Source organism: Campylobacter concisus, assembly GCF_003049085.1.
Lineage (GTDB): Bacteria > Campylobacterota > Campylobacteria > Campylobacterales > Campylobacteraceae > Campylobacter_A > Campylobacter_A concisus_H.
On record NZ_PIQX01000002.1, the window covers coordinates 162,018 to 173,544 of the forward strand.

14 protein-coding genes and 1 pseudogene are annotated in these 11,527 nt (G+C 37.9%); 14 read left to right on the plus strand and 1 reads right to left on the minus strand.

All coding sequences use genetic code 11. The annotated features are described in order from the left end of the window. The 6 genes from CVT13_RS03120 to CVT13_RS03145 are packed head-to-tail and all read left to right on the plus strand — an operon-like array spanning position 1 to position 6,137. Positions 1–1,038 carry a rod shape-determining protein gene (locus tag CVT13_RS03120; protein ID WP_021090637.1) on the plus strand — a complete coding sequence of 346 codons (1,038 nt, stop codon included), beginning with the start codon at positions 1–3 and terminating at the stop codon, positions 1,036–1,038. Next, positions 1,028–1,783, plus strand: a complete 756-nt coding sequence (gene mreC, locus CVT13_RS03125; RefSeq protein ID WP_103649545.1) for a rod shape-determining protein MreC — start codon at positions 1,028–1,030, stop codon at positions 1,781–1,783. The genes CVT13_RS03120 and mreC overlap by 11 nt, the downstream gene beginning before the upstream one ends. Next, positions 1,783–5,043, plus strand: a complete 3,261-nt coding sequence (gene carB, locus CVT13_RS03130) for a carbamoyl-phosphate synthase large subunit (protein WP_107811574.1) — start codon at positions 1,783–1,785, stop codon at positions 5,041–5,043. The genes mreC and carB overlap by 1 nt, the downstream gene beginning before the upstream one ends. Then, positions 5,040–5,753, plus strand: a complete 714-nt coding sequence (locus CVT13_RS03135) for a hypothetical protein (RefSeq protein ID WP_107811575.1) — start codon at positions 5,040–5,042, stop codon at positions 5,751–5,753. Before carB ends, CVT13_RS03135 begins: the two co-directional genes overlap by 4 nt. After that, positions 5,753–5,953: a DpnD/PcfM family protein gene (locus CVT13_RS03140; RefSeq protein WP_103576874.1), complete on the plus strand. Its 201-nt coding sequence runs from the start codon at positions 5,753–5,755 to the stop codon at positions 5,951–5,953. Before CVT13_RS03135 ends, CVT13_RS03140 begins: the two co-directional genes overlap by 1 nt. Positions 5,954–5,975: 22 nt before the next feature. Then, positions 5,976–6,137 carry a type II restriction endonuclease gene (locus CVT13_RS03145; protein WP_234411966.1) on the plus strand — a complete coding sequence of 54 codons (162 nt, stop codon included), beginning with the start codon at positions 5,976–5,978 and terminating at the stop codon, positions 6,135–6,137. Here CVT13_RS03145 and CVT13_RS03150 read toward each other — a convergent pair. Next, positions 6,093–6,440 (minus strand): DpnII family type II restriction endonuclease, encoded by a 348-nt coding sequence (locus tag CVT13_RS03150; RefSeq protein ID WP_107811577.1) that lies wholly within the window; start codon positions 6,438–6,440, stop codon positions 6,093–6,095. The two genes, CVT13_RS03145 and CVT13_RS03150, sit on opposite strands and share 45 nt — an antisense overlap. Between CVT13_RS03150 and CVT13_RS03155 the strand changes: the two genes are divergently transcribed. From CVT13_RS03155 to CVT13_RS03185, 8 genes and pseudogenes are all read left to right on the plus strand, one after another. Next, entirely contained in the window at positions 6,429–6,764 is a 336-nt protein-coding gene (locus CVT13_RS03155) for a type II restriction endonuclease (RefSeq protein WP_234411967.1), read from the plus strand. The two genes, CVT13_RS03150 and CVT13_RS03155, sit on opposite strands and share 12 nt — an antisense overlap. Further along, on the plus strand, positions 6,757–7,560 hold the full coding sequence (locus CVT13_RS03160) for a DNA-methyltransferase (protein WP_234411954.1): 804 nt from the start codon (positions 6,757–6,759) through the stop codon (positions 7,558–7,560). Before CVT13_RS03155 ends, CVT13_RS03160 begins: the two co-directional genes overlap by 8 nt. Beyond that, positions 7,550–7,684 (plus strand): annotated as a pseudogene (locus CVT13_RS10630) (hypothetical protein); the annotation flags it as partial. The gene CVT13_RS03160 and the pseudogene CVT13_RS10630, both read left to right, overlap by 11 nt. A 163-nt stretch (positions 7,685–7,847) precedes the next feature. Then, entirely contained in the window at positions 7,848–8,288 is a 441-nt protein-coding gene (locus CVT13_RS03165) for an isoleucyl-tRNA synthetase (RefSeq protein ID WP_107811580.1), read from the plus strand. A 49-nt stretch (positions 8,289–8,337) separates the two neighbouring features. Next, positions 8,338–8,889: a DUF507 family protein gene (locus CVT13_RS03170; protein WP_107811581.1), complete on the plus strand. Its 552-nt coding sequence runs from the start codon at positions 8,338–8,340 to the stop codon at positions 8,887–8,889. Continuing rightward, positions 8,889–10,007: a glutamine-hydrolyzing carbamoyl-phosphate synthase small subunit gene (gene carA, locus CVT13_RS03175; protein WP_107811582.1), complete on the plus strand. Its 1,119-nt coding sequence runs from the start codon at positions 8,889–8,891 to the stop codon at positions 10,005–10,007. Before CVT13_RS03170 ends, carA begins: the two co-directional genes overlap by 1 nt. 1 nt (position 10,008) lies before the next feature. Then, entirely contained in the window at positions 10,009–10,674 is a 666-nt protein-coding gene (locus CVT13_RS03180; RefSeq protein ID WP_234411955.1) for a sulfite exporter TauE/SafE family protein, read from the plus strand. Between the two features lie 81 nt (positions 10,675–10,755). Beyond that, positions 10,756–11,439, plus strand: a complete 684-nt coding sequence (locus CVT13_RS03185; RefSeq protein WP_084041627.1) for a response regulator transcription factor — start codon at positions 10,756–10,758, stop codon at positions 11,437–11,439. The last annotated feature ends 88 nt before the right edge of the window (positions 11,440–11,527 follow it).

An 11,527-nucleotide genomic window follows, 5' to 3' on the forward strand; every position in this document is an offset into this window, starting at 1 on the left:
ATGTTTTTAGATCAGGTTATAGGTTTTTTCTCAAGTGATATGGGCATAGATCTCGGTACTGCAAATACACTTGTTTTGGTAAAGGATAAAGGCATAATAATAAATGAGCCTTCTGTTGTTGCGGTAAGGCGTGAGAAATATGGCAAACAAAAAATTTTAGCGGTTGGACATGCTGCAAAAGAGATGGTAGGAAAAACTCCAGGCGATATCGAGGCGATAAGGCCAATGAGAGATGGCGTTATTGCGGATTTTGATATGACTGAGCGTATGATACGCTATTTTATAGAAAAGACTCACAAAAGAAAAAGCTTTTTACGCCCAAGGATCATCATCTCAGTTCCTTATGGACTTACTCAGGTCGAAAGAAAGGCTGTTAGAGAAAGTGCCTTAAGTGCTGGAGCAAGAGAGGTATTTTTGATCGAAGAGCCTATGGCAGCAGCGATTGGCGCAAATTTACCAGTTCGTGAGCCACAAGGCAACCTAGTAGTTGATATCGGTGGCGGTACGACTGAGATTGGTGTCGTCTCACTCGGCGGTCTAGTCATCTCAAAATCAATCCGCACAGCTGGTGATAAGATTGATATTAGTATTGTTAATTACATAAAAGAGAAATATAACCTACTAATAGGTGAGCGAACTGGCGAGGAGATAAAGATCGCCGTAGGTTCTGCTGTGCAGCTTGAAAAAGAGCTAAGCGTAGTGGTAAAAGGTCGCGACCAAGTAAGTGGTCTTTTAAGTAGAGTCGAGCTAACAAGCGAAGATGTAAGAGAGGCGATGAGAGAGCCACTAAAAGAGATCGCAGATGCGCTTAAAACCGTGCTTGAGATGATGCCGCCTGATCTTGCGGGCGATATCGTGGAGACAGGTATCGTGCTAACTGGCGGCGGAGCGCTTATTAGAGGACTTGATAAATTTTTATCTGATATCGTTAAACTTCCAGTTTTTGTAGCTGACGAGCCACTCCTTGCGGTTGCTAGAGGAACAGGCAAGGCACTTGAAGAGATTGGGCTTTTACAACAGCTGACAAATGAAGAGTAAGATTGTTCTTTTTGTTTTTATAGCATTGCTTGCTACGGTCTCAGTTTTCAAGGGAGAAATTTTAAGTAATCTTTCTATTGGGTTTAGTAACTATGCTACAAATTCATACGACAATTTTGCTAAAGGCGTGAAAGACTATATAAACGAATATTTTAGGCAGGCTAGTGAGATAGAAAAGCTAAGAGCGCAAAATGAAGAGCTAGAGCGCTCAGCCACGCTTCTTTCTACTTTTGCAAATGAGCTAAATCAAATTTTAAAAGATAAAAACTCAACTGCCTATGCCCCAGCTGTAAAGCTTGTAAAAGGGCTTAGCTACGTGCATATCGGGGATTATAATAAAATTTGGATAAGCGAGTTTGAAGGATACGATCCAAATAAAATTTACGGGCTCATCTATCAAGGAAATAGCGCTGGCATCGTCATCGCAAAAGATGGCAAGCCACTAGCTTACTTGCAAAATGACCCAAAAAGTATATTTGCAGTTTACATAGGAAATGACAAAATTCCAGGCGTCGCGCATGGAAATCAAGGTCAAATAATGGTGAAATTTATCCCACAATGGCTCAGCCCAAAAGAGGGCGACGAGGTATTTACGAGCGGGCTTGATGGGATATTTTTTAGTGGGGTGCCAGTAGGGCGTGTGAGTAAAATTTTAAAAGAGAGCTCCTATCAAAGTGTGATAGTTGAGCCCTATGCAAAGCTAAACATACCAAACTACCTGTACGTTGTAACAAAGGAAAAATAATGCCAAAAAGAACAGATATAAATACCATTTTGCTAATCGGCTCAGGCCCTATCGTCATCGGTCAAGCCTGCGAATTTGACTACTCAGGCACGCAAGCAGCCAAGACGCTAAAAGAGCTTGGATACCGCGTAGTGCTTATCAACTCAAACCCAGCCACCATCATGACCGACCCAAATTTTGCCGATGCAACGTATATTGAGCCGATCACAAAAGAGAGCATTTTAAAAATCATCGAAAAAGAAAAGATTGACGCCATCTTACCAACGATGGGCGGTCAAGTAGCGCTAAATGCCGCTATGGAGGTCTTTGAGAGCGGTCTTTTAAAGGATGTGAAATTTCTTGGTGCAAACCCAGAAGCGATAAAAAAGGGTGAAGATAGACAAATTTTTAAAGCGACCATGCAAAAGATCGGCATGGACTTGCCTGAGAGTAGATATGCCTACAACATGGACGACGCACTAAATGCGGCAAATGAGATAGGCTTTCCGCTCATCATAAGAGCTAGCTATACGCTTGGTGGCGCAGGAAGTGGCGTGGCTTATAATATGGATGAGTTTAAAGAGCTAGCCAACACCGGCCTTGACGCAAGCCCGATACATGAAATTTTGATAGAAGAGAGCCTGCTTGGCTGGAAAGAGTACGAGATGGAGGTTATCAGAGATAGGAATGACAACTGCATTATCGTCTGCTCGATCGAAAATTTTGACCCAATGGGCGTGCATACAGGTGATAGCATCACGGTTGCGCCAGCTTTAACGCTAACAGACAAAGAGTATCAGGCTATGCGTGATGCAAGCTTTGCCATACTTCGTGAGATTGGTGTTGATACTGGTGGCAGCAATGTGCAGTTTGCCATAGACCCAAAAACAGGCCGTATGATCGTTATCGAGATGAACCCACGTGTTAGTCGAAGCTCAGCCCTTGCAAGTAAGGCTACTGGCTATCCTATCGCAAAGGTCGCGACTCTACTTGCGGTTGGCTTTAGTCTAGATGAGATCAAAAACGACATTACAGGCACGCCTGCTAGCTTTGAGCCGGTGATCGACTACATCGTGACAAAGATCCCACGCTTTACATTTGAGAAATTCCCAGGATCAAACCCATATCTAGGCACCGCGATGAAGTCAGTTGGCGAGGTGATGGCGATAGGCAGGACATTTAAAGAGAGTATCCAAAAGGCGCTTTGCAGCTTAGAGCGTGATCTTTGCGGATTTAACAGCCTTAGTTTAGAGAAAAATGCTTTGATTTATGGCATCAGAAATGCAAACGAGCAGAGAATTTTATATCTAGCGCAAGCCTTTAGAGATGGCTTTAGTGTGGCTGAAGTGCATGAGTTTAGCAAGATCGATCCTTGGTTTTTAGAGCAAATTTATGAGATAGTTAAATTTGAAGATAAGATCGACATGGATATCTTAAACAACGAAGAGCTTTTGCGAGAGGCCAAAAGTATGGGCTTTTCAGACAAGATGATAGCTGTGCTTATAAATGAAAAAGACGATCTTGAGCTTAGTCAAAATGATATCTATTTTGCTAGGCAAAAGCTTGGCATCGAGCTTGAATACAACGAGGTCGATACTTGTGCGGGCGAGTTTAAGGCGCTAACGCCGTATCTTTACTCAACCGCAAATATCACTAAATTCCCTAAAAAAGAGCTAGCAAAAGACGCTAAAAAGGTGATGATAATAGGTGGTGGTCCAAATAGGATCGGTCAGGGCATAGAGTTTGACTACTGCTGCGTGCACGCAAGCTACGCCCTAAGAGACCTTGGCATAAAAACGATAATGTATAACTGCAACCCAGAAACCGTCTCGACTGACTACGATACGAGTGATATTTTGTACTTTGAGCCGATTGATTTTGAGCATGTTAGATCAGTCATCGAGCGTGAAAAGCCAGACGGCGTGATCGTGCATTTCGGCGGCCAAACTCCGCTTAAATTTGCAAAACGCCTAAGCGTGATCGGTGCTAAGATCATCGGAACAACTGCAAGAGTGATCGATGTGGCCGAGGATAGAAAGAAATTTAGCGAATTTATAAATAAAATAGGTGTTCTTCAGCCTAAAAATGACACCGCCACTAGCCTAGAAGAAGCTTTGCAAAAAGCCGCTACTATCGGCTATCCAGTGCTAGTTCGTCCAAGCTACGTCCTTGGTGGCAGGGCGATGAGAAGGGTGCATAACGAGAGCGAGCTAAAAGAGTATATGAGTGAAGCGGTCAAAGTTAGCAACCACTCGCCAGTACTACTTGATAAATTTTTACAAGATGCAAAAGAGCTCGACGTAGACGCGATATGTGATGGCAAAGAGGTCTATATTGGCGCGATAATGGAGCACATCGAGGAGGCTGGAATTCACTCTGGCGACTCAGCTTGCATATTGCCACCGATGAGCTTAGGCGAAGAAATGATAAAAAAAGTGGAGAAGCAAACCAGAGATATTGCTCTAAATTTAGGCGTCGTTGGCCTTATGAATATCCAGTTTGCCATCTATGAAAATGAGCTTTATATGATCGAGGTAAATCCTCGCGCGAGTAGAACCGTGCCATTTGTGAGCAAGGCTACTGGCGTGCCTATGGCAAAGGTGGCAACAAGAGTTATGTGGCAAGGAAATTTACGTGAGGCGCTTAAATTTTATGATGATTACAAAGTTGTTTATGAAGATGGCGACATCTTAAAACCTCGCGTAAGTTCGCATATTTGTGTAAAAGAGTGCGTACTACCGTTTAACAAGCTAAGCGGCGCCGATCTCATCCTTGGCCCTGAGATGAAAAGCACTGGCGAGGTCATGGGTATAAGCCACGATTTTGCAAGCTCGTTTGCAAAGAGCCAGATCGCTGCTAGCAATACTTTGCCAAGCAAGGGTAGGGTCTTTTTAACGCTAGCTGACGCTGATAAGTCTTACGCGCCAGACCTTGCAAGAGAGCTAATAGCGCTTGGCTTTAGCATCATCGCAACTGGTGGTACACATAAAATTTTAAGTGAAGCTGGCGTTGAGGCTGAGTTTGTCTATAAGATAAGCGAGGGCAGACCAAACGTCGAAGATAGGCTCAAAAACGGCGATATCGCACTTGTTATTAACACAAGCGATACAAAATCAAGCGTGGATGATGGTAAAAAGATCCGTCAAAACGTGCTTAGATTTAAAATTCCTTACTTTACAACGATCCGCGCAGCACTTGCTGCTGCTAAGTCGCTAAGCTCGGTACAAACTGGCAAAGCACTTGAGGTAAAAAGCTTGCAAGAGTATCTAAGCGAGAAATGAACCAAAAAGAGTGCGTAGTAGAAGCGTTAGCTAGCCTTGGTGGCATGGCAACGCTTTTTGATCTTTATCATAAAACTGATGTTAGCACTTGGGGTAGTAAAACTCCATTTGCTAGCATAAGACGGATAGTACAGACTAATAAAGAATTTTATAAGATCAGAGCCGGACTTTGGGGGCTTTGTGAGTTCAGAGATAAAAATTTAGCCAAAACAGGCGATAGTAAGAGTGAGCAAAATGAGAAATTTACACATTCTTATTTTCAAGGCGTTATCGTTGAGATAGGAAATTTAAGACATTTTCAAACATTCATCCCAGCTCAAGATAAGAACAAAATTTATAAATCAGATAAGAAACTTTGCGAGCTTGCGAGCTTGAGTGAGATATATAAATTTAGTTATGAAGATATCGTTAAAAGAGCAAAAACAATAGATGCAATATGGTTTAACGAAAGAAATTTGCCAAACTCGTTTTACGAAGTTGAACATAGTACAGACTTTAAAAATTCACTAAATAAATTTTTTGAGCTTCAAGACTTTAATGCTAGGATGTTTATAGTCGCAGACAAAAAGAGGGAAAGAGAGTATGAAAGCGTTTTGAGAGCTAGCATCTACGAGCAGATAGCTCAAAAGGTAAAATTTGCTAGTTACGAAGATATATCAAGGCAGCTTGAAAGAGAGAGTGAGCAAGCATTTATAAAAATGGGGATTTAATGAGTGAATTTGAAGTTGAGATAACTGAAATTTTAAGTAAAAAAATAAAGTTTAAAGCAAAAGATCAGCATGAGGCATGTAAGATCGCCAAAAAGGCTTATGAAAAGAGCGAGATCGTGCTTGGAGCTGATGATTTTACTGAGGTGAAATTTAAATCTTGTCCACAAGTAAGCCAAAAGATCAAGGTAAAAAATGAATAATATAACTCCTTTTGATGAATTTATGGCAAGTTTAAAAGAGACAAATGCTACACTTGGCTACTTTTGTGATTTTGAAAAATGTTCTAAGAACCTTGCGAAGGTCGCTATCAAACTTAATGCTTTAAATTCTTTGCTTGGTTCAAAAGATTTGAAAACAGATATTTTCAGAATGAAACCTTTCTGAAATTAAATTCGCAAAATTTGTTCCACTGCGGTTTTTTCTAGCGTTTGTATCAAGTCCAACTTCCACGCCAAATACATAATCACATAAATTTTTAATTTTTCTATCCTTGAAAACTTCATCAAGCCCAGTCTCTAAAAGAAAGCTGTAAATTTTCTCTGGCTCATCAAAATAACTCTTTAGCTCAAGTAAACTGCCGCTTGAGCTCACAACTTTTCTACCACTTTCTCGAACGGCAATTAGTAAATTTAGTACCTCAAAGCAGCTTCGATATTCTCTAAAAAGTGTGAAAATATCTGCTTTCAAGCTGAAGTATCAAGCTCAAATTTTTCATTAAATTTAGGTAGTGATGTGAAGATATTTGATTTTGCGACTCGCATACAAAATATCACTTATCTAATCGAAGCAAATTTTTATAGTGCCGGTGGCTCAAAATTAAACGAAGTAGCAAGAGCTTACATCGAAATAGCCAAAAGGATCTCCTATTTGCCAGAGTATAAATTTATCTGGATCACTGATGGCTGGGGTTGGCACGATGCTAGAAATAAGCTACAAGAGGCCTATAAGTGTGTGAGGATTTATAACCTTGCAAATTTGCACCTTTTTATAAATGAGCTTAAAAATGCATAACGATTTCAGGCTCATAAATGGCGACTGCTTTAGCGAACTAGCTAAATTTAAAGGCGAGTTTGACCTCATTTTTGCCGATCCGCCGTATTTTCTTTCAAATGGCGGGCTTAGCATCCAAAATGGACAGATAGTTAGTGTAAATAAAGGCAAGTGGGATGAGGGCACAAATATCGATGAAATTGATGAGTTTAACCTAGAATGGCTCAAGCTCGCTAAAAACGCACTTAGTAATAACGGTAGCGTGATGATAAGTGGGACGTATCACAATATCTTTTCTATAGGTAGAGCGCTTCAAAAGCTTGATTATAAAATTTTAAACATCATTACATGGCAAAAGACTAATCCTCCGCCAAATTTTAGCTGTAGGTATCTAACGCATAGTACTGAGCAGATCATTTGGGCTAGAAAAGATGAGAAACATAAGCACATCTTTAACTACGAGCTTATGAAGCGGATAAATGGCGATAAGCAAATGAAAGATGTGTGGAGCTTTGCTGCGATCGCTCCTTGGGAGAAAGCATGCGGCAAGCACCCTACACAAAAGCCACTTTCTCTTTTGATAAGGCTTATATTGATGGCAAGTAACGAAAATAGCATCATTTGTGATCCTTTTGCAGGCTCAGCAACAACTGGCATAGCTGCAAATTTGTTAGGTAGAGATTTTGTTGGTATCGAAAAAGAGCAGGAATTTATTTATATAGCACTTAAGCGAAAGACTGAGCTAGAAGCAAATTTTATAAAATTTAGAGATAAATTTAGTGATATAAAGTTGCTCGATAGCTTAAAATTTGGTTAGATTCAAGATACCTTACTTTACAACGATCCGTGCAGCACTCGCTGCTGCTAAGTCGCTAAGCTCGGTACAAACCGGCAAAGCACTTGAGGTAAAAAGCTTGCAGGAGTATTTATCTAAAAAATAATAAATTTAAGGCAGTTTAGCTTATAGCTAAACTGTTTTTAAAGTATTGCTGGAAGCAGTAGATATCCATATATGGTATTTTGCTTTGAATTTTAGTCTAGCTTTCATCAATCTAGTAATATTAAAGCTTATGTTTAATATAATCTCACTCAAAAGGAGAGATTATGAAAATTTTAAATGCTTTTTTTACGGGTATTATATTTGTCCTTGCTCCTATTTTTACGTTATTTGTTGGAATTTACAACAACTACTTTTCTTACTATGGCATAAGCGAGTATTTTAATGTTATTTTTGTTGATAATGTGCCTTTCTTATGGCTTTTGCCCGTATTTTTTATATTTGGGTATTGCTTTTTTTATGCGCCTTTTAGAAAAATTTTTAGAGCCTTTTATTTAGTTTTGCTGATAGCTTGTGCTTTTAGTTGGTATCATGACTTTGGACGCACTTTAGGAGAGAATTATTTTATGAGCAAATCGCTATCTTTAGATATCTCATCAAATTTAGAAAATGAGCAAAAGACTGATGGAAAGATACTTTATGAAGGACGAAGAGAAATTTATTTTTTAAGAAGCGATAATAATAAAGTCGTTAAAATTTCAAAGTAAAGTTTTACCTTTATTTAGTTAAAATGGCATAAAAATTTAAAGGTTTAAAATGCGTTTAAAACTCCCACACGTTCCGTATATTTCACATAAAATAGCAATAGATCTTCTAAATTGTGGTTTCGTAAGACTAAATAAAGGCATTGAGCCAATCGTAGCAAAAACAAGTGAAATTTTAACAGTCGATATTCAAAAAGAAAGAGCTTTAGATGAGCGAGTAAATGAGCTTTTGGAGAAAAATGAAGACGAGATGCAAACTATGCAAATTGACCGCAAAAATATGTTTTGGCTCGTTAAAAAGAAGCTTGCAGGTGAATTTGATGTAATTTTAGCCCACGAAGATAGATTTAGTAATATCGCTCACAAAGTGCTTGAAACTATTTGGAAGAGCGGTCTTGTTGATTATAATGTATCTGAAAATCGTGTAAAAAATGTGATTTATAACTCAATAGACGAGTACTTAAAAAACTATGAGAAGATAGAAGACGATGTCTATGAAATGATACAAAATTATAAACATAAGCTAATCCCAGGAACTGATGAATATGATCTTGTCTTTGAGCGTTTGTATCAAGATGAGCTTAAAAAAAGAGGCATGCTTTAATGAAAGCTTACATTTATATTGAAAATGGTGTTTTTTTAGAAGCAAAAGCTTTTGGTGCTCATGGTGAGTGTGCAGGTGAGCTCGTTTTTAATACCTCGATGACTGGCTATGAAGAGATCATGAGCGATCCAAGCTATGCTGGTCAGTTTATCGTCTTTACGATGCCAGAAATAGGTATAGTAGGTATAAATGAAGACGATATGGAGAGCCTTAGAATTCATGCAAGCGGCGTTATAATGAGAAGCTACAATGAAATTCCATCAAACTACCGCTCGCAAAAATCTTTGGGAAAATTTTTCGAAGAGCAAGGTAAATTTGGCGTTTATGACGTTGATACTAGATACCTCACAAAGATGCTACGCGATGAAGGTGCCTTGATGGCTTATATTTCAACACAAATAAGTGACAAAGATGAGCTAAAACGTAGGCTTGAAAGTAGTGGGCGTATCGAAAATATAAACTACGTAAAAACAGTTAGCGCGATGGATGAGTACGAGCACAAAAAAGGCGCTTGGGATAGAAATTTAAAGTCATATAAGCCGCTAAAAAGTATCGGTAAAAAGATAGCTGTTTTTGACTTTGGTGTAAAGAGAAATATCTTAAACGAGCTATGTGAAACTGGTCTTGAAGTCATTGTCGTGCCACACGATACTAAGGCTGAAATTTTGATAGAAAAATTTAAAAATGGCGAGATAAATGGGGTATTCTTATCAAATGGTCCTGGTGAGCCAAAGAATTTAAAGGCCGAAATAGGCGAGATCAAAAAGATGATTGAGGCTAGGATACCGATATTTGGTATTTGTCTTGGCCACCAGCTACTATCAAATGCCTTTGGATATGAGACATATAAACTTAAATTTGGTCAGCACGGAGCAAACCATCCAGTCTTAAATTTAGAGACAAAAGCGATCGAGATAACAACACAAAATCACAATTACAATGTGCCTGAGAGTATCGTAGAAGTAGCAGTTGTGACTCATAGAAATTTATTTGATAATACGATCGAGGGCGTGAGATACAAAGACTATCCGATCTTTTCAGTTCAGCACCACCCAGAAGCAAGTGGTGGCCCAAGCGAGAGTAAATATATATTTAAGCAGTTTTTAGAAATTTTATAAGATGCAAAATATAAACCTTTACATGATTATCTCAGTTGCATTTTTAAGTAGCTTTAGTCATTGTGTAGGTATGTGCAGCGGATTTTTGAGCTTACAGACTCTATTTTTTAAAGGCAAAAGCAAGAGAGAAATTTTAATGCTAAGCACACTTTATAGTCTAGCTAGAATTTTTGCTTATGTAGTTTTAGGAGCTTTGTTTGGTGCCTTTGGAGCTGTTATTAGCTTTAGCATGCAAGCAAGAGGTCTTATATTTTTTATAGTTGGCTTAGTGATCGCATTTATCGGCATTGCCTTACTTTTTAGGGGTGAGCTTTTAAAATTTGTAGAGAATCAAAAGGCACTTAATTTTGTAGTAAGAATTGCAAAAACAAGGATTCAAAAGAAAAATTTAGCAAATTTTTTATTACTTGGTTTTTTAAATGGCTTTTTGCCTTGCGGTGTGGTTTATTACTTTTTAGCACTTGGGATTTTAAGTGCAAATTTTATTGATTCGGCTTTTATAATGCTTGTATTTGGTCTTTGTACATTGCCAGCTATGCTTTTAGCTAGCTTTGTATTTGGGATTTTAAATGAGAAATTTAAAGACATAATGTTTAAGATTTCGGCTAGCATAATGATAATAAATGGAATTTATCTATCATTTTTAGGATATAGAGCAAATGCCTAAGATAGTTAAAGTAAGAGAGATAATTGTTAATTGCGTCAAAATTTATGAAGTTTGATAAATATAACCAAAAAGGAAGAATAAATGAGCAAGATTCTTAATAATCTAACTGTTCTTATCGTTGAAAATGAGGGAGATGGTAAAAAAATAGTACAAGAAGTTATGCGAGATAAATTCGAAAAAGTTATCACTGCTCAAAATGGCGATGAAGGACTTAAGAAATTTAAAAAATATAATCCAAATATGGTTATAACAGACGTTTTTATGCCTATAATGAATGGCCTTGATATGGCTAAATGCATTAAAGAAATTTCAAAAGATACGCCTATTATAGTTTTTAGCACAAATAGTGAAAAAGAAACACTTCTAAAAGCGATAGATGTTGGTATTGATAAATACGTTTTAAAACCGATTGATCTTGATGATTTTTTGGTTACGTTAGAAAATGTCGCTAAAAATAAAATAGAAACAGCAAATATTATTCAGGTTACAAATGGATATAGTTTTAATAAAATAAAACGTGTGCTTATCAGAGATGGTGTTGAAATTTCTCTTACAAAAAAAGAGCTTGCATTTATATCTTTACTCATAAAAAGACTTGGTACGCTTGTGCTTCATGATGAAATAAAAAATGTTGTTTGGGTTGGCGAGAGCGTGACAGAGGCTGCTATTAGGACCTTTGTTAAACGTGTTAGAGATAAAGTCGGTAGTAATTTTATAAAAAATGTTCCTGGACTTGGTTACAAAATAGATAGAAGACTCTCTTAGTAAAAGATAATTTATATTAATTAAGTCTTTTTATAGTTTTTCTACTCTAAAATAACCGAAAATTAATATAAATTTAACTAGGAGGAAA